Source organism: Brevibacterium sp. S22 (genome assembly GCF_004745485.1).
GTDB lineage: Bacteria > Actinomycetota > Actinomycetes > Actinomycetales > Brevibacteriaceae > Brevibacterium.
The window spans coordinates 91212-108061 of sequence record NZ_RHFG01000006.1 but is presented as its reverse complement, the minus strand read 5'-3'; the positions used below and the strand labels follow the sequence as shown (position 1 = coordinate 108061).

Sequence of the window (16850 nt, the reverse complement as noted above, 5' to 3'; positions counted from 1 at the left end):
ACCGGGCCGCAGGCGTCTCGTTCCCGCTTCGGATTGAGCAGCGGAGAGCGGAGCATCAGTGTGCTCCTATTTCTCAGCGAGTTCTCCCTGACGCAGTTCGTCGGCGAAGTCGGGGTTGTCCTTCAACCACTCTGCGACGGCCTCGTCGTAGTTCTCGCCACCGTAGTGCTCCTCGGAGAACATGATGTTCTCGAGACTTGCGAGATCCTCGTCGGGGAAGACGAAGTTCTTGAGGATCTGCCCGACATAGGGGTACTCCTCGATCGAATCGTTGTTGCCGAAGTTGTAGATGACCTCGTTCTCACCGAGCGCCTTCTTCGGGTCCTCGAGGTCGCGGACGGGGAAGGCATCATAAGCCCAGTGCGGACGCCAGAGGGTGACCGCGATGTTCTCCCCGCCGTCAGTGGCCTTCTTGAGGGCGGCCAGCATCGCCGCGGTCGAGGAGATCTTATGGGTATAGCTGCCGAGTCCGTAGTCGGGAATGACCTGCTCCTTGACGGCCTTCGTCAGCCCTGCACCGGCTTCGATTCCGACGATGGTGTTGTCGTATTCGTCGCCCATCTCCTTGAGGTCTTCGATCGACTTCGCTGGAGAATCCTCATTCACTGCGATCGTGTTGCGCGCCGTGTCATACCAGCAGCCCTGAGGGGACATCTTGTCGCCGACCTTGTCGATGTAGCTCGAGTGCGTCAGCGGCAGCCACGCGTCGGTGATGAAGTCGACGTCGCCTCGGGCCAGCGCCTGATAAGCCGGTCCTGCTTCGAGTTCGGGCACTTCGACCGTATATCCGTCCTGCTCCAGGACATTCTTGAGCAGATAGACCGTGGCGTAGGTTTCATCCCAGCCGTTGAACACGGCCATCGTGATGTTCTTGTCATCGTCGGCGCCGATATCGGCGGCATCGGCGGCATCGGCGGCATCGGCGGATTCCGCGCCCGGTGTGCAGTCGGACCAGTCCTTGTCGACCGACTGACCGGCCTCCGCGTCACCTCCGTCGCCTCCGCTGGAGTTCGACGCTCCGCAGGCCGAGAGCACCAACGCCGCTGCCGCCAATGAGCTGACGAATGAAGCGAGATTTCGAGTCTTCACAGTTGTCCTCTTCGTTGAAGCTACCTGTCGATCGGTGCCGTCTCGAGCAACGCAACATGCTCGGCAGAGCCGCTCTTCACCAGTGTAACTTTTGTGATCACAAACTGACAAGGGGTCGACGAGAATCGTAGAAAGTCCCCGCGTTGCATGGGGTGGGGTGCGGCGGGTGCAGACCAAAGAATGCGGGGACGGAGGCCCATGCTCCGGCCTCCGCCCCTGTTGTCCGATGAGAGTGGAAAGTCGCTTCCACGGAGAGACCGACCTCACGGAGAATCGTTCAGACCGACCGCAGCGTGGAGCTCAGCCTTCAAGCTTTCCGGTTCGGAAGTCATCGACGAAATCAGGATTGTCATCGAGCCATTCCGCTACGGCTTTCTCAGGGTTCTCACCGTTGTATTCGTCCTCGGAGAACATGAGTGCCTCGAGGTCGGCCAGGGCGTCTTCGGACATAGCAAGATTCTTCACCGCCTGCGAGACGAATGGGAACTTCTCGACAGACTCCTTGTTGCCGACGTTGTAGAGAATCTCTTTCTCCCCGAGGGAGTTCTCGGGGTCCTCGAGATCGCGCATGGGGAACTTGCTGTAAGCCCAGTGCGGATGCCAGAGCGTCACCGCGATGTTGTCTCCCGCATCCGTCGACTTCTTCACTTGCGCGAGCATCGCCGGAGTGGACGAGATCTTGTATTCGAGGGATTCGAGCCCGTAGTCGGGGATGACCTTTTCCTTGGTTGCCTTGGTCAGCCCGGCCCCAGCTTCGATACCGTAGAGCGTGTTGTCGTAGTCGTCAGCCATGTCCTTGAGGTCGGCGATCGACTTGGCTGGGGAATCCTCGTTGACGGCGATGGTGTTCTGCGCCGCGCCGTACCAGCAGCCCTGGACGTCGATGTCGTCCTTGACCTGGTCGAAGTAAGAAGCATGAGTCGTCGGCATCATCATGTCCGTATGGAAGTCGATGTCGCCTTTGGCCACTGCCTGATAGGCGGGCCCCGCTTCCAACTCTTTGATGTTGATGGTGTAGCCGTCTCTTTCGAGAAGACTCTTGAGGACGTAGACGCTCGCGTAGGTCTCATCCCACCCGTTGAAGACCGCGAAGTTCACCGTCTTGTCATCATCGGGTTCCAAGGAGTCGAGGTCGCCGGATTCCGACCCGGGTCTGCAGTCAGTCCAGTCCCTGTCTCCCGCAGCAGTATCGTCATCGCTTCCGGAACCGCCGCTGTTGCTTGCCCCGCAGGCCGACAGCGTCAGCAGAACTGCAGCGATCGCAGCGCCGAACTTCAACGTTGATGAGCGTTTCATGAGATTCCTCTTCCGTGGTGTGTTCCCCGGTTCGCTCTCTTGGCCGCGACCGGAGATCGGTAGTTGATTCTTCGTGAGAAGACGAGGGAGGCTGTGCTGCAGACCTAAGGTCGCTGCACAGCCTCCCTCATCATTCTCTGTTGCTCCGTCCGCCGAGGCGGTCCCCTGTGCTCATCGGCTCAGAGCCGATGAGCACCAAGGCCATCATCAGGACTCGGCGAGTTCGCCCTTCTTCCACTGGTCGACGAAGTCCGGGTTGTCCTCAAGCCATTCGGCGACGGCCTTCTCATGGTCGTTGCCGCCGTAGTGGTCTTCAGAGAACATGAGGTTTTCCAGGCTGGCGAGGTGATCGTCGTCGAGGACGAGGTTCTGCAGCAGCTGGGAGACGTAGGGGTGTTCATCCGCTGCATCGAGTCCCGAGAAGCTGTACACGCCTTCGGCGTCACCCATCGCACCCTTCGGGTCCTCAAGGTCGCGGACCGGGAAGGCATCGTAGGCCCAGTGCGGGCGCCACAGGGTCACTGCAACGTTCTCGTCGGCCGCGGTCGACTTATTCAGCTGGGCGAGCATCGCCGGGGTCGAGGAGATCTTGTAGTCGAGATCATCAAGCTCGTAGTCGGGAATTGCCGCCTCTTTGGTCGTCTTCGTCAGACCGGCACCGGCTTCGATGCCGTAGAGAATGTTGTTGTACTCGTCGCCCATGTCCTTGAGGTCGCCGATGGTCTTGGCCGGTGAATCCTCGTTGACGGCGATGGTCAGCTTCGCATTGTCGTACCAGCAGCCGTGATCGACCATCTTGTCACCGAACTGCTCGAGGTAGCTCGCGTGAGTCAGCGGCAGCCAGGTGTCAGTGACGAAGTCGACGTCGCCTTTGGTCAGCCCGGTGTATGCGGGACCGGCATCGAGTTCTTGCGTCTCCACCGTATATCCGTCCTCTTCGAGCACGTTCTTGATGAGGTAGGTGGTGGCGTAGGACTCGTCCCAGCCGTTGAACATGACGAAGGAGACGTCCTTGTCGTCATCAGCCACCTCGGTGGCATCCTCCGATCCTTCACCCGGGGTGCAGTTCGACCAGTCCTTGTCACCACTGCCCTGAGCGTCTTCGTTGTCTCCTCCGCCGGAGTTCGATGCCCCGCAGGCCGAGAGGGCAAGAGCAGCGCAGGCGAGGATCGCGCCGATACGGGTGCTGCGTGTCGATATCATGATGTTTCCTCTATTCAGATGTGATCGTATTTCTCGCGCTGTCGTCGCATGGAAGCGGGGCAGGATCGCAAACTCATGAGCTTGTGAACCTGCCCCGTCCGTGTCCGGCCGCTATTGCGATTTCACTCAGTGGCGAGCGATCTCTGGCGGCTGGTGTTATGCGTCAGCGGACTACTCGGCGAGTTCGCCCTTCTTCCACTGGTCGACGAAGTCCGGGTTGTCCTCCAGCCATTCGGCGACGGCCTTCTCATGGTCATCGCCGCCGTAGTTATCGTCGGAGAACATGAGGTTTTCCAGGCTGGCGAGGTGATCGTCGTCGAGGACGAGGTTCTGCAGCAGCTGGGAGACGTAGGGGTGCTCTTCAGCTGCGTCCTTGCCGGAGAAGCTGAAGATGCGCTCGGCCTCGCCCATTGCACCCTTCGGGTCCTCAAGGTCGCGGACCGGGAAGGCATCGTAGGCCCAGTGCGGGCGCCACAGCGTCACTGCAACATTCTCATCTGCATCAGTCGACTTCTGCAGCTGAGCGAGCATCGCTGGGGTCGAGGAGATCTTGAACTCGAGGTTGTCGAGCTCGTAGTCGGGGATCGCCTTTTCCTTCGTCGTCTTCGTCAGACCAGCGCCTGCGTCGATTCCGTACAGCGTGTTGTTGTACTCGTCGCCCATGTCCTTGAGGTCGCCGATGGTCTTGGCCGGTGAATCCTCGTTGACGGCGATGGTCAGCTTCGCATTGTCGTACCAGCAGCCGTGATCGACGAGCTGGTCACCGTACTGCTCGATGTAGCTCTCGTGGGTCAGCGGCAGCCAACCGTCGGTGAAGAAGTCGATATCTCCCTTGGCCACACCGGTGAACATCGGTCCGGCGTCGAGTTCCTTGGTTTCGACCTCGTAGCCGTCCTCTTCGAGGACATTCTTGATGAGGTAGACGGTGGCGTAGGACTCGTCCCAGCCGTTGAAGATGCCGAGAGAGACCTTCTTCTCGTCGTCCTCGGTGTCGGCGACGTCCTCCGAGCCTTCACCGGGCTTGCATGAAGACCAGTCCTTGCCTCCAGCGCTCGCGTCTTCGTCGCCACCGGCAGAACCGCCGCCGGAGTTCGACGCTCCACAAGCCGAAAGGGCCAGCGCACTGGCTGCGAGGATGCCTCCCAGCTTGGTCAAGGTTGTCTTTTTCATCTGACTCTCCTTTGGTACTCGGATGGTTAGGTTTCGGATCAGGCGGCTGCGGCCTTGTGGGCCCGTTCGATCGGCGTCTTCTTGCCCAGAGCAGCTGTGACTCGGTCAAGGAAGATCGCTACCACGACGACGGCCAGGCCGGCCTCAACAGCCAGGGGGACATCGAGGGAGCTGATGCCGCCGACGACGGCACCACCGAGTCCGCCGGCACCGACCATACCTGCGAGGACGACCATCGACAGCGCAAGCATGATGACCTGGTTGATGCCCGCCATGATGGTCGGCATGGCCAGGGGGATCTGGATCTTCGACAGGATGTGTCCGGAGCTGGCGCCGAAGGCTTGGCCGGCCTCGACGACCTCGGTGTTCACCTGGCGGATGGCGAGCTCAGTCAGTCGCACGCCGGGGGGCAGAGCGAAGATGATCGTCGCGATCGCACCGGGAGTCTGACCGATGCCGAACATGAGGATCGCAGGCACCAGGTATGCCAGAGCAGGCATCGACTGCATGAAGTCGAGGATCGGCTTGACGACCGTCGACACCCAACTCACCTTGGCGGCGAGGATTCCGAGCGGAATGGCGATGATCAGCGCGACGATGACGGCGACGAGGACCAGGGCCAGTGTCGACATCGTGTTGTCCCACTGGTCGAGAGCTCGCACGAAGTAGAACCCGATGAGAGTGAATACTGCGACCTTCCAGCCGGCGGCAAAGAAGGCGATCGCGGCCAAGATGACGATCATGACGAGGTAGATCGGCGACGAGAAGACCAGGTAGAGGACGTCGTAGAGACCGCCCAGGACGAGGTTGATGAAGTCGAGCAGCCACTGGAAGGCCGAAGTGAACCAGGTGAGGAAGTCATTGACCCAATCACCGAGCGGCAGACGCGGATTCATGAAGTCCATCAGTGCTTACCTCCTTCAACGTCATCGGCGCCTCGGACAGGCGATCCGGTGTCCTCTCCGAATCCGTCTTCAGCGGCAGTCGCGTCAGCGCTCGCACCGTTGGTCGCCGCAGCGACTTCCGTCGGGGCCACCTGCTCCTCCGTGAAGGCGGCACCGTTCTCGCTGTCGGCCTCAGCCGCACCGGGTGAGACGACCACGGGCTCGGACTCCTCTCTGACTGGCGGGATCTCGCCTGTCGCGGGCCCCGGATCGGCCATTGAATTGAGCAGTGCCACTCGGGGCACGATGCCGAGCAGGCGCTGATTGTCGTCAACGACGGTCAACGGCACCTTGGCCGTCGAGCTCGGTGCGAAGAGTTCGGAGATCGGGGTCTCGGGGCGCACTGTGAACAGGTCTGTCTTCTCCACGATGTCGGCGATCGTGTGCTGACCTTCGCGGGCGGCCTTGACCACATTGCGGTCGCTGACCATGCCGACGACGGTGCGGTTCTCGTCGAGGACGAGCAGGCCCGAAGAGTTGCTGTCCTCGAGAGTGCGCATCGCCAGTCGCGGGCCGGCCTCGATGCTGATCGTGGCATTGGTCTCACGCATGATCGATGATGCCGTGAGGACGCGGGTGCGGTCGACATCCTGGACGAACTCAGCGATATAGTCATCGGCCGGCTGCGTGAGGATCTCCTCGGAGGTGCCGATCTGAACGATGCGGCCATCGCGCATCACTGCGATGCGGTCGCCGAGGAACATCGCCTCATTGAGATCGTGGGTGATGAAGATGATGGTCTTGTTCAGCTTCGACTGGAGCTCGACGAGCTGTTCCTGCATCTCGCGACGGATCAGCGGGTCGAGGGCGGAGAAGGCTTCATCCATGAGCAGGATGTCAGTTTCTGCCGCAAGCGCACGGGCCAGCCCGACACGCTGCTGCATACCGCCCGAGAGCTGCTGCGGGTACTTGTCGCCCCAGCCGTCGAGTCCCACGGTCTTGAGCCATTCCTCTGCTTTATCGGCGCGTTCGTTCTTCGGAACGCCCTGGATCTCGAGGGAATAGGCAGCGTTTTCGCGCACCGTGCGGTGCGGCAGCAGAGCAAAGTGCTGGAACACCATTGACACGTGCTTGCCGCGAACCTTCCGCAGCGTTGATGCATCGGCCTTCGAGATGTCGGTGCCGAGCACTTCGACCGAGCCGGCCGTCGGAGCCCAGAGTCCGTTGAGCGTGCGGATCAGCGTCGATTTTCCAGAGCCGGACAGGCCCATGACGACGAAGATCTCGCCCTCTTCGACCTCAAAGCTCGCATCGATCACGGCAGCGGTTCCCAACTTGGTGAGATCCTTGCGATCGGCGCCCTCTTCGAGGCGTTTGATGACTTCATTCGGCCGCTTGCCGAAGACCTTGTAGACATGCGATGCCTTGACGACAACGCTCATGTGCTTCCTCCTTGCATTCTTGGCACTCCGCAAGAACGAGAGGTCCCGCCCCCGTCTGCACGGGTCGGTGGTCACAGATCCCAATGGTTCGATTGCGAGCAGGCCTCACCGCACACGGATATCTGAGACACCATTGTAGTTTTATTCAGGAACTTCGGTAGAGATTTTATCCCGAGTATCCGGTGTGGCACTCTTGACTGGTGCTCTGACCTGGGAAAACAAGTATTCTTACGTTACTTGATTGTTATAATCATCAGTTGGGTCATGTAGATATGGCGTTAATGGGTTTGCTACCGGATATGGGATTTTGATGCAGGAGGAGTCCTTGTCCTCAGCGTCTCAGCCGAGCGATTCGTCGAGGAAGCGGATCACGGCCGGAATGACCACCTCGGCGAACTCTTCGAAGAATCCGTGCCGGCCCTCCGGCAGGATGAGCAGCTGAGAACCGGGGATGCGATCGTGGAGGATGCGGGAATTTCCGACCGGATTCATCCGGTCCGCATCGCCGTGCATGATCAAGGTCGGCGCTTTGATCTCAAGAAGCCGGTCCCACGCATTGTGATTGGCACTCATGCGCAGATGGGCGGATGACTCGGCCGCCGTCATCGTGTCATCGCCGAGCATCTTGCTGTACTCGGCTGACACCGTCCATGCAGGGGTGTAGAAGAGGTCGAAGAGGTACTGAGTGTGCTCCTCGCCGCGCAGCTTGGCCAGGTTCTGACCGACCTCGCGCGGGCGCTTGACTGCATTCGGCCCGCCCGGAGACGTGCATCCGAGGACAATCGCGCTCACCCGCTCGGGGTGATTGAGCGCCAGCATCTGCGTGATGCGCCCACCCATGGAGGTGCCGTAGACCGCGGCGCGATCCACACCGAGGTGGTCGAGCACATCCGCGGCATCGTCGGCGAAACTCGCCGTCGACAGTTCGCCGAGCTCGCCGCGGCTGCTGCCCGTTCCGCGATAGTCGAAAGTGATCGTGCGGAAGTCCGATGCGAAGTCCCCGCGCAGATCGTCCCACCACTCATGAGAGTTCGACTGGCCCTGCAGCAGGAGCAGTGCTGGAGCGTCTTCCGGCCCGCTGACCTGGACCTCGAGCGGGAAGCCATCGCGTGCGCTGATCCTGACCACCTGCATCGTCTCCACCCGTGTCCTCCTGTCCGCGCGCCGCGTCACCGCCTACGCTTGACCCATGAAACCATTGCCGTTCCTCAATCCTGCCGCAGGATCGCCAGCCGTACGCAATCCAGGACGGCCGGCCGTCATCGTGCCGACACAGGCCATCGACACCGAGGAGCTCACCGCCGAGTCCACCGCAGCCGCTGCGACGGGGATCGTTGATGCCATCGAATGGCGCATCGATCCGCTGTTCGCCGCCTTTCCGGGCTCTGCGCTCACCCGCGCCGAGGCGGCCCTGCGTCTGCTTCCCCATGCGCTGAGGCCAGGGCTGCCGATCCTGCTGACCGTGCGCACCGGATTCGAAGGCGGGCAGGTGGAGATCACGGAAGACGACTACGCCGAGGCGGTGCGCGCGCTGATCGCCGGAGTCGCTGACATCGAGGTCGCGGAAGCGACCGGATCCGATGCCGTCGACGGCACCGAGGCTGACGTCGAGACCGGCGCGTCGGGCGCTACCGTCGCCGTCGACGTCGAGATCGACCGGTCGGAGTCCCGCTCCCTCATCGCCTCGGCGCGGGAAGCGGGCGTCCCCGTCGTCGCTTCACACCACAACTTCGAGGCCACGGACTCTGTCGGACGTCTGCTCGCGACGTTCGCTGCGATGAGCGAAGCCGGCGCGGACGTGGCCAAAGTGGCGATGATGCCGCAGGCGCCGTCCGATGTTCTCCGCCTCCTGGAGGCGACGGCCGCGGCGGACGCCTCGTCGGAGATTCCGGTTATCGGGATCTCGATGGGGCCATCGGGCCGGACGAGCCGGATCATGGGTGCCGACTTCGGCAGCTGCGCCACATTCGCCCAGATCGGTCAGGGTTCGGCCCCGGGACAGATCGACGCCGTCGTCCTCGCGGAGATCCTCGACCGCGTCACCGGCTGACCGGCAGCGCTGCGAAGACACAGATGACCCGCGAAGCATGAGCTTCGCGGGTCATTTCATTCGCGGAGGTCAGAGGTTCAGTCGGTGACCTCGTCGACCTGCTTGCGGAACTTCTTCGGCAGGGCCTCATCGCCGAAGTTGTTGCGCACAGTGTTCGCGGCGATGCGCTGCACGACGAGCTGAGCCACGGCCACACCGACACCGGAGACGATCGTCCAGGCCAGAGCCTCGGACATCGAGATCTCGTCATCGACGGGGTTCGACGGCGCCGGGCGCTTCGTCGACTTCTCCCACGCGAAGGTCAGGGTCTTGCGAGCGACGAACGCGGCTGCGATGGGCGCTCCCACGCCGATGATCTGCCAAGCGAGCTTTCCCATGCTCGTGTCCTTTCCTTGAACCTCGGGTCCCAGGGCTCTCTAGAGCCGCTGGAACGTATTCCGTCACAACACTAACGCAGGTCCTTGCCCACGAGGCCACCCGCTGTTGAACGAGGCTGAAGAAAGTTCGCTCATTTCATACTTTTGGGGGATGTGCCGGGCAGAAGGACGGCGATAGCGTGAGACTGCGCTTCGGCCGGGCAAGGGAAGGTCCGAGTCCGAACGTGAAGAGAAAGGCACACGATGCTGAGGAAGTGGAAGACGCGTGTCGTCACCGGACTGTTCGTCTGTGGCGCCCTCGGATTCCTGCTTGCGCTGCTGCCGGGAATGTCCGGCGTCTTCTGGCCGGTGTGGCTGATCAGCTGCGCCGCCTGCATCCTCGGGCTCGTTCTCGCCTTCACTCTCCCCTCGGCGAAACCCGCCGGCGCCCTGCCCCGAGCCTGAGTTCTCGGGGCGGCGCATCCCCACAGACCGGCTGCGGGCAGCTGAGCCTGTGCGGACACAGCCACAGCCTTGCCGGCTGGTCACCGACCGCGGATGATCTCCTGGAGCCGTTCGGTCAGCCTCTGATCAACAGATATCGCGTTCCCGTCGAGTTCGCGCAGTGCGACTGCGCTGCGCATCGACGAGACGAACCAGGCCCCATCCGCCATCTTGACGTCTTCGAGGCGAAGATCGGCATATTCGGCCCGCAGCCCCAAATTCTCGGCATGATCGAAGATCAGGCGCTGCGTCGTTCCCGACAGCAGACCCGCGTCCGGATTCGGGGTGAGGAGGCGGTCGCCTCGGCGGATGATGAGATTTGCGGTCGGCCCCTCGAGGACGATGCCGTCGTGCGAGACGAACAGCGCCTCGTCGGCTCCGCGCTGACCGGCGTAGCGTCCGGCGGCCTGATTGACCGCATAGGACAGAGTCTTCGCGCCGATGAGCAGCCACGGAGCCTTGCTGCCGATATAGGCATCGAATCCGCGGTCGAGGCTGACGGCGGTGACGCCCTGCTCACGGGCGCTGTGGATGTGGTCGTCCACTGGCACGGGGAACGCCCACCCCCGGGCGCGGAACCCGCCGTGTCCACTCTGCTCCCCACGGGAGAGGGCGTAGCGGATCCCGAACTCGACGGTCTCGGGATCGGCGGCGGCCACCTCGGCGATGAGGGAATCGATGACCCGATCCCACAGCCCCTGGTCGGGATCGGGCAGATCCAGCGCCGAAGCGGAAGCACGGAACCGGGTGAAGTGCCGTTGTCTCGACACCACGGTGGCGCCGTGCGCCCCCATGCTCACCAGCACGGTTTCGAAGATCCCGTCACCACGATGAGCGGAGAGATCGGTGACCGGCAGTTGGGCGGCACTGAGATCGGTGAACTCGAACGTGCCCGCGGTCGGGTCGACGAGGATGAGCAGATCGGTCATGCGATACCTCCGAAGAGCAGGCCGAGGGCGTAGGTCACGGCGGCGGCGCCGAAGCCGATGCCGAGCTGACGCAGGGCTCGGGGGCCGGGCGATTTGCCTGAGAGCAGGCCGACGACACCGCCGGTGATCAGCAGCGCGATTCCGACCAGGCCGGCGGACAGGAATACGGCGGCCAGCCCGGACATGCCGAAGATATAGGGCAGGATCGGGATGAGCGCGCCGGAGGAGAAGAAGCAGAAGCTCGATAGGGCAGCGCCGATGCCGGTGCCCAGTTCGTCACGGTCGACTCCGGAATCGATGTTCGGCAGTCTCGGGGCCTGTCTGTTCTTCGCCGCCGCGATCGTGCGGTTGGCGCGGGCCTCAGCCTCGCGCGCCTCCATTCCGCGGGCGCGGAAGACCAGGGCGAGCTCATTGGCATCGATGTTGAGATCGGCCAGAGCGTGCCGGGATTCGGGGTCCGGGGTGGAGGCTTCGAGCAGTTCGCGCTGGGAGCGCACCGAGATGTACTCACCGGCTCCCATCGACAGGGCGCCGGCCAGCAGGCCGGAGACGCCGGTGAGCAGGATGACGGTGTTCGACACGCCTGCAGCACCGACACCGAGGACGAGGGCGAGGTTCGAGACCAGGCCGTCGTTGGCGCCGAAGACGGCGGCACGGAAGTTTCCCGACAGGCGGGCGCGGGAGCGGGCGGCCAGGGCGCGGACCACCTCGGCGTGGATGCGTTCGTCGGCGGCCATCTCCGCCGAGGCGGCTTCGTCCTCATCGTAGGGCGAGCTCGTCTCGGACTGCTGGGCAAGGGCGAGGACGAACACGGAGCCGAACATTCCGCCGAGGAAGGCCAGGCAGCGGGTGAGAAGATCGGCGGAGCGGCGCTTGTGCGCATGTTCGCCGAGGAGGGTGATCCAATGCTCCTGATGGCGGGATTCCGCGGCGGCGAGGCTGAGCAGGATCTCGCGGTCCTCGCCTCTGCGGCGTTCGGCGAGGTTGCGATACACACGTTCCTCGAGCCGTTCGTTGGCGAGGTAGCGCTGCCAGCGGCGAATGGTCCGTCTGTCGGGGGAGACGGGCTGGGTCCCTCCGGCGGAGTCGTTGGTCATCACTGGTCCAAGTCTAATCCGGCGGTGCGGATTCGGCACGGGGTGGGCGGCGGTGTGTGGTGCGGGGACGCGGGAGGTCGCGGTTGAAACAGCTGCATGAGGAGCGGACGCTGACCGTGGGTGGGAAACCGGTCAGTGACCGGTTGTTATCAATTCGTAACATTAAAGCCGGCCGGGGTGCGTTAGATTAATGACCAATGTGAGTTGTGTCACCGTTTCGTTATAGAAGCATGTGATTCGTTACCTATGGCGGGTCACAGCGGAACGTCAGAATCGAGCTTCCCCGCAAGTGCAGTCGTAGAGAGGCCGACACCGGTATGGACGAATTGTCATACCGTGGCGGTCACTTCCGTTGCGCCGTCATGTGCGATTCCTCAGACACGGACGAAGGAGCGAAAGGAACTCCATGAAATTGCGCACGAAGAGCTGGCTGGCGGTCACCGCCACGGCCGGCCTGGTCCTCGGCGGGGTGAGCCCGGCATTGGCGGCGGGCACCGCGGGGCCGAGCGAACACACCGATATGGGCGTCAACGGTGACGCCGTGATGGAGCATCTGCAGAAGATCTCCGACATCTCCACTTCGCATGCGGATGAAGGTTTCCGCGCGCTGGGTACGCCCGGCTACGAAGAAGCCGTGGAATACGTCGAATCCACCCTCGAGGCGACCGGCGCCTTCGATGTGAAGCGTCAGGCGTTCGACGTCGAGAGTCAGGACTTCGGCACCGTCGAGGTCGTCGTTGACGGTGAGAAGGTCGACGTGACCACCGCCGAATACACCGAAGGCACGACGGAGCCGCTGACCGATCTGCCCGTGGCGCTGCCGGTCGATGACGACAACAGCGATATGGCCGGCGGGCAGCTCGGCTGCCAGGCTGGTGACTTCGAGGACAGCGCCGAGGGTGCGCTCGTGCTCGTGGCCCGCGGCGAATGCGCCTTCGGCGACAAGACCAAGGCCGCCACCGAAGCAGGTGCGGCGGCAGTCATCATCTACAACAACGACAAGGACAACCCCGACGAGGAACTCAACGCCACTCTCGGCGGTCGCATGGAGAACAGCGCTCCGACGGTGACGGCCACCTACAACGTCGGCACCGACCTCCTTGAAAAGGTCGAGGCCGCAGGCTCGCAAGCCGGCAGTCAGGCAGGACTCGGCCAGGGAGCCGAAGAGACCGACGAAGGCAACGCCGAAGCCGGGGCCGAAGCCGAAGCGGCGGCCCTGACTGCCGACTTCACGCTTGAGACCGAGTTCGTCACCGAGAAGACCTGGAACGTCATCGCCGAGACCAAGGCCGGCGACCATGACAACGTCCAGATGTTCGGCGCCCACCTCGACGGCGTCGAAGAGGGCCCCGGCGTCAACGACAACGGTTCGGGCACGGCCGCACTGTTGGCCAGCGCCGAGGCGCTCGCCGAGCAGCCGAGCGAAGTCGACAACGCCATCCGCTTCGGCTGGTGGGGCGCAGAAGAGGTCGGACTCGTCGGATCCACGGAATACGTCGCGAGCCTCAACAATGCTGAGCTGGGCAAGGTCAAGTCATATATGAACTTCGACATGATCGGCTCCGACAACTACATCGTCGGCACGCTCGACTCCGACGGCTCCGATGTGCCGATCCCCGACGGCGTCAACGTTCCCGAAGGGTCAGCAGAACTCGAGAAGATCTTCACCGACTACTTCGCCGATATCGATCAGCCCAACGTCGGCACCGACTTCTCCGGGCGTTCGGACTATCAGGCGTTCATCGACAACGGCATCCCAGCCAGCGGCCTGTTCTCCGGTGCCGACGGCACGAAGACCGCCGAGGAAGCCGAGATGTTCGGCGGCACCGTCGGTGAGAAGCACGATACGAACTACCACCAGGCCACGGACACGATCGAGAATGTGAGCAGGGAATCCGTCGACATCTTCGCTCCCGCCATCGGCTTCGCCGTCCACGCGCTGGCCTATGAGCTCGCTGATGCCCCGACGGATCCGCCGACCGATCCGACGACTCCGCCCACGGACCCCACCGATCCACCCACGGAGACGCCGACCGAGACTCCTGCCGAACGAGCGCTGAGCATCGATCCGACGACGATCGAAGCTCCGGACTTCGTCAGTGAGCAGGGAGTTCAGGTCTCGGCCACCGGCTGCACCGCCGACACCGCAGCGACGATGACGGTGACGCCGAACAACGGGAAGATCGAGGAGTTCGAACAGGACGCCGAGGTCGGAGCCGAGGGCACTGCGCGATTCGGAGTCCGCGGACTCGACGCGTCGATGGTCGACAGCTACATCGGCACCTATGAGGTCTCCGTCGACTGCGAAGGCGGAGATCCGCTGACCGGATCCTTCGAGGTCGTCGCCGAGGGTGACGGGCCCGGAGCCGGTGACGGAGGCAACGGTGGCGGCGGAGGAGACCTGCCGCGCACCGGCAATGAAGCCCTGCCGCTGGTCATCTCGGCCGGAGCGCTCATCGTGCTCGGTCTGGCAATGACTCTGGGTTCGCGCCGCCGCAAGCGCTGAGCGTCCGAAGAGGAACCATCGCCGAAGCGGGGCGCCATCGAGATCGATTCCCGGATGGTGCCCCTGAGGTGAGGCCCTGATTCACGTGGGCCGGCGACTGAGAAAGCTCGCCGGCCCACGTGCCCATTCACGGTTCGATTCACTGAGGTAGAGTGATCGCTTTACTTGGGTAGAGCGATCACTCTACTGTGGGGTTATGGCGACAAAGACGAGTCAGCAGATAGCGCGAGACATCGAACGCAGCTTCGCCGAACAGGGATTCGCCGAGCAAGGTGTCGAGGCGCTGCGGGCCGAGGCAGACGTCTCGCTGCGCACACTCTACAAATACTTTCCCAGCCGGGAAGCGATGATCGTCGGTGCTCTGGAGTACCGCGATCGCGCTTACCTTGCCTGGTATGAGGGTGGACCTGACGACGGCGCTGAGCATGTCCTCTACCTGCTCCGCCGCCTCGGCGATTGGTTAGCCGAGGTCGCCAACACGGGATGTCTCTTCTCCAACGCTCTGTCCGAGTACCCCGAGAGCGCAGCGGTCAGCGACGTCGTGCATACGCACAAGGAGCGTTTGGCGAAGGAGTTCCTCAGCCGCCTCGACCGGGTGCGTCCGGGCGAGGACAACCAACCCCTCGCCGAGCAGCTGTTCATGCTTCACGAGGGAATGACGCAGAATGCGCAGCTATGGGGCCGGAAGCGAGTCGCGGGGACGGCGTTAGCCGCTGCTCGAACAATCCTCTCGGCTGCCGGAATCGAATCGGAAGCAGATGACGAAGTGAACGATTCGTCCGTTGGAGACGCATGAGAATCCGCGGACACCCCACAGATCAGCAAAGGAGCACCCATGCGTTTCACTGATAAGAAGGTCCTCATCACCGGGGCCGCCGGCGGAATCGGCACCACCCTCGTGGAGAGGTTCAGGGCCGAAGGCGCACGCGTCGCGGTGGCCGACCGGGAAGTCGCCGGCATCATCGCCGACGCCCACCTTCCCGGGGACCTTCTCGAAGCCGAATACGCCGACGGCCTCGCCGAGGCGGCCCGTGATGGCCTCGGCGGCCTCGACATCCTCATCAACAATGCGGGCGTCATCACCCGCGGACCGGTGACCGAGACGTCCGACGCCGATTGGTCGCGCTCGCTCGGCGTCAACGTCGAGGCGCCTTTCCGCCTCTGCCGTTCGGCAATCCCGTTGATGGCTGATGCAGGAGGCGGAACCATCGTCAATGTCTCCTCCTGCTGGGGCGGAAAGGCGCCGGGACCGAACCATGCCCTCTACTGCATGACGAAGGCAGCGATCGCCTCGCTCACCCAGTGCATGGGAATGGACCACGCCCACCAGCGAGTCCGCATCAACGCCGTCTGCCCGAACGAGGTCAACACCCCGATGCTGCGCAGCGGGTTCGCCAAACGCGGCTTCGACCCCGACGAAGCCGTGGGGAAGCTCGGCGAGACAGTTCCCCTCGGGCGCATCGCCGAACCCGAGGACATCCGCGACGTCATCCTCTTCCTCGCCTCAGAGGAATCCCGATACATGTGCGGTGCTCTCGTCGAGGTCAACGGCGGAAAGGCAGTGGCATGAACCGGTTCAAACAGAAGGTCGCGCTTGTCACCGGCGGTCGCTCGGGCATCGGCCGGGCGATCGCGCGTCGGCTGCACGATGAAGGGGCCGAGGTCTACACCGCTCAGCGCGGTGCCGACGAGGAATTCCCGTCGATCGCCGTCGATCTCTCCGATCCCGCGAGTGCGGAATCCGCCGTCGCCGAGGTGGTTGAGCGTTCCGGAGCCCTCGACATCCTCGTCAACTGCGCCGGAATGATGCAGGAATCAAAAGTCGAGGACATGTCCGTCGAAGACTGGCAGCGGAACCTCGCTGTCAATCTCACCGGCCCCTTCCTCATGATCAGGGCGGCTCTTCCCTATCTGCGAGAGACTCAGGGATCCATCGTCAACGTCGGATCGATCGAGGGACTCGGCTCGAATCCCGGCCACGCGGCGTATTCGGCGTCGAAGGCCGGACTGCACGGGCTGACCCGTGCGGTGGCTGTCGATCATGGTGACGAGGGAATTCGGTGCAACGCTGTCGCGCCGGGGTGGATCGACACCGACCTCAATCTGTCCTTCATCGACTCCCTGTCGGACCCGGAGGCCTTCAAAGCGGGCATCGGAGACATCCATCCGGTCGGCAGAGCTGGTCGGCCCGAAGAGGTGGCTGCGCTGGTGGCCTTCCTCGCCGCAGAGGAGGCCGGCTTCGTCACAGGGCAGGTCTTTACGGTCGACGGCGGACGGATGACGCAGCTGAGTCTGCCGTGAAACAGATGTGAGACCGAGCGATT

Annotated in this window: 16 protein-coding genes; 6 read left to right on the top strand and 10 right to left on the bottom strand. The window is 63.1% G+C overall.

The window, feature by feature from the left end; genetic code table 11:
- Positions 1–66 precede the first annotated feature (66 nt).
- The 7 genes from EB835_RS07890 to EB835_RS07860 form a co-directional block, all read right to left on the bottom strand.
- Positions 67–1089 (bottom strand): glycine betaine ABC transporter substrate-binding protein, encoded by a 1023-nt coding sequence (locus EB835_RS07890; RefSeq protein ID WP_135808920.1) that lies wholly within the window; start codon positions 1087–1089, stop codon positions 67–69.
- 300 nt (positions 1090–1389) lie between these two features.
- On the bottom strand, positions 1390–2385 hold the full coding sequence (locus EB835_RS07885; RefSeq protein WP_135808919.1) for a glycine betaine ABC transporter substrate-binding protein: 996 nt from the start codon (positions 2383–2385) through the stop codon (positions 1390–1392).
- Positions 2386–2592: 207 nt separating this feature from the next.
- On the bottom strand, positions 2593–3588 hold the full coding sequence (locus tag EB835_RS07880) for a glycine betaine ABC transporter substrate-binding protein (RefSeq protein WP_135808918.1): 996 nt from the start codon (positions 3586–3588) through the stop codon (positions 2593–2595).
- A 171-nt stretch (positions 3589–3759) separates the two neighbouring features.
- Positions 3760–4758, bottom strand: a complete 999-nt coding sequence (locus EB835_RS07875) for a glycine betaine ABC transporter substrate-binding protein (RefSeq protein ID WP_135808917.1) — start codon at positions 4756–4758, stop codon at positions 3760–3762.
- A gap of 38 nt (positions 4759–4796) precedes the next feature.
- Positions 4797–5663 carry an ABC transporter permease gene (locus tag EB835_RS07870; RefSeq protein ID WP_135808916.1) on the bottom strand — a complete coding sequence of 289 codons (867 nt, stop codon included), beginning with the start codon at positions 5661–5663 and terminating at the stop codon, positions 4797–4799.
- Complete coding sequence (locus tag EB835_RS07865) at positions 5663–7084, bottom strand: quaternary amine ABC transporter ATP-binding protein (RefSeq protein ID WP_135808915.1); 1422 nt, start codon at positions 7082–7084, stop codon at positions 5663–5665. Before EB835_RS07865 ends, EB835_RS07870 begins: the two co-directional genes overlap by 1 nt.
- A gap of 339 nt (positions 7085–7423) precedes the next feature.
- Entirely contained in the window at positions 7424–8218 is a 795-nt protein-coding gene (locus EB835_RS07860; RefSeq protein WP_168216663.1) for an alpha/beta fold hydrolase, read from the bottom strand.
- 55 nt (positions 8219–8273) lie between these two features.
- Here EB835_RS07860 and EB835_RS07855 point away from each other — a divergent pair, with 55 nt between their 5' ends.
- Positions 8274–9134 (top strand): type I 3-dehydroquinate dehydratase, encoded by an 861-nt coding sequence (locus EB835_RS07855; RefSeq protein WP_135808913.1) that lies wholly within the window; start codon positions 8274–8276, stop codon positions 9132–9134.
- 77 nt (positions 9135–9211) lie between these two features.
- Here EB835_RS07855 and EB835_RS07850 read toward each other — a convergent pair whose 3' ends face one another.
- Positions 9212–9511, bottom strand: a complete 300-nt coding sequence (locus EB835_RS07850; protein ID WP_135808912.1) for a DUF4235 domain-containing protein — start codon at positions 9509–9511, stop codon at positions 9212–9214.
- A gap of 243 nt (positions 9512–9754) precedes the next feature.
- On the opposite strand from EB835_RS07850, the gene EB835_RS07845 reads away from it, so the two are divergent.
- Positions 9755–9955 carry a hypothetical protein gene (locus EB835_RS07845; protein WP_135808911.1) on the top strand — a complete coding sequence of 67 codons (201 nt, stop codon included), beginning with the start codon at positions 9755–9757 and terminating at the stop codon, positions 9953–9955.
- Between the two features lie 80 nt (positions 9956–10035).
- On the opposite strand, the gene EB835_RS07840 is transcribed toward EB835_RS07845, so the two are convergent.
- Entirely contained in the window at positions 10036–10923 is an 888-nt protein-coding gene (locus EB835_RS07840) for an aminotransferase class IV (RefSeq protein ID WP_135808910.1), read from the bottom strand.
- Positions 10920–12020 carry a VIT1/CCC1 transporter family protein gene (locus tag EB835_RS07835; protein WP_135808973.1) on the bottom strand — a complete coding sequence of 367 codons (1101 nt, stop codon included), beginning with the start codon at positions 12018–12020 and terminating at the stop codon, positions 10920–10922. The genes EB835_RS07840 and EB835_RS07835 overlap by 4 nt, the downstream gene beginning before the upstream one ends.
- Before the next feature lie 406 nt (positions 12021–12426).
- Here EB835_RS07835 and EB835_RS07830 point away from each other — a divergent pair, with 406 nt between their 5' ends.
- The 4 genes from EB835_RS07830 (at position 12427) to EB835_RS07815 (ending at position 16827) form a co-directional block, all read left to right on the top strand.
- Positions 12427–14526 carry a M28 family peptidase gene (locus EB835_RS07830; RefSeq protein ID WP_135808909.1) on the top strand — a complete coding sequence of 700 codons (2100 nt, stop codon included), beginning with the start codon at positions 12427–12429 and terminating at the stop codon, positions 14524–14526.
- Between the two features lie 196 nt (positions 14527–14722).
- The gene (locus EB835_RS07825) at positions 14723–15322 is read left to right on the top strand and encodes a TetR/AcrR family transcriptional regulator (RefSeq protein WP_135808908.1); all 600 of its coding nucleotides are present in this window, start codon (positions 14723–14725) and stop codon (positions 15320–15322) included.
- 39 nt (positions 15323–15361) lie between these two features.
- Positions 15362–16096: an SDR family NAD(P)-dependent oxidoreductase gene (locus EB835_RS07820; protein ID WP_135808907.1), complete on the top strand. Its 735-nt coding sequence runs from the start codon at positions 15362–15364 to the stop codon at positions 16094–16096.
- Positions 16093–16827 (top strand): SDR family NAD(P)-dependent oxidoreductase, encoded by a 735-nt coding sequence (locus EB835_RS07815; protein ID WP_135808906.1) that lies wholly within the window; start codon positions 16093–16095, stop codon positions 16825–16827. The genes EB835_RS07820 and EB835_RS07815 overlap by 4 nt, the downstream gene beginning before the upstream one ends.
- The last annotated feature ends 23 nt before the right edge of the window (positions 16828–16850 follow it).

Bases quoted from the DNA above. Each gene is read 5' to 3' on its own strand.
- EB835_RS07885 (WP_135808919.1), bottom strand. From the start codon at position 2,385: ATGAAACGCTCATCAACGTTGAAGTTCGGCGCTGCGATCGCTGCAGTT.
- EB835_RS07880 (WP_135808918.1), bottom strand. From the start codon at position 3,588: ATGATATCGACACGCAGCACCCGTATCGGCGCGATCCTCGCCTGCGCT.
- EB835_RS07875 (WP_135808917.1), bottom strand. From the start codon at position 4,758: ATGAAAAAGACAACCTTGACCAAGCTGGGAGGCATCCTCGCAGCCAGT.
- EB835_RS07870 (WP_135808916.1), bottom strand. From the start codon at position 5,663: ATGGACTTCATGAATCCGCGTCTGCCGCTCGGTGATTGGGTCAATGAC.
- EB835_RS07865 (WP_135808915.1), bottom strand. From the start codon at position 7,084: ATGAGCGTTGTCGTCAAGGCATCGCATGTCTACAAGGTCTTCGGCAAG.
- EB835_RS07860 (WP_168216663.1), bottom strand. From the start codon at position 8,218: ATGCAGGTGGTCAGGATCAGCGCACGCGATGGCTTCCCGCTCGAGGTC.
- EB835_RS07855 (WP_135808913.1), top strand. From the start codon at position 8,274: ATGAAACCATTGCCGTTCCTCAATCCTGCCGCAGGATCGCCAGCCGTA.
- EB835_RS07850 (WP_135808912.1), bottom strand. From the start codon at position 9,511: ATGGGAAAGCTCGCTTGGCAGATCATCGGCGTGGGAGCGCCCATCGCA.
- EB835_RS07845 (WP_135808911.1), top strand. From the start codon at position 9,755: ATGCTGAGGAAGTGGAAGACGCGTGTCGTCACCGGACTGTTCGTCTGT.
- EB835_RS07840 (WP_135808910.1), bottom strand. From the start codon at position 10,923: ATGACCGATCTGCTCATCCTCGTCGACCCGACCGCGGGCACGTTCGAG.
- EB835_RS07835 (WP_135808973.1), bottom strand. From the start codon at position 12,020: ATGACCAACGACTCCGCCGGAGGGACCCAGCCCGTCTCCCCCGACAGA.
- EB835_RS07830 (WP_135808909.1), top strand. From the start codon at position 12,427: ATGAAATTGCGCACGAAGAGCTGGCTGGCGGTCACCGCCACGGCCGGC.
- EB835_RS07825 (WP_135808908.1), top strand. From the start codon at position 14,723: ATGGCGACAAAGACGAGTCAGCAGATAGCGCGAGACATCGAACGCAGC.
- EB835_RS07820 (WP_135808907.1), top strand. From the start codon at position 15,362: ATGCGTTTCACTGATAAGAAGGTCCTCATCACCGGGGCCGCCGGCGGA.
- EB835_RS07815 (WP_135808906.1), top strand. From the start codon at position 16,093: ATGAACCGGTTCAAACAGAAGGTCGCGCTTGTCACCGGCGGTCGCTCG.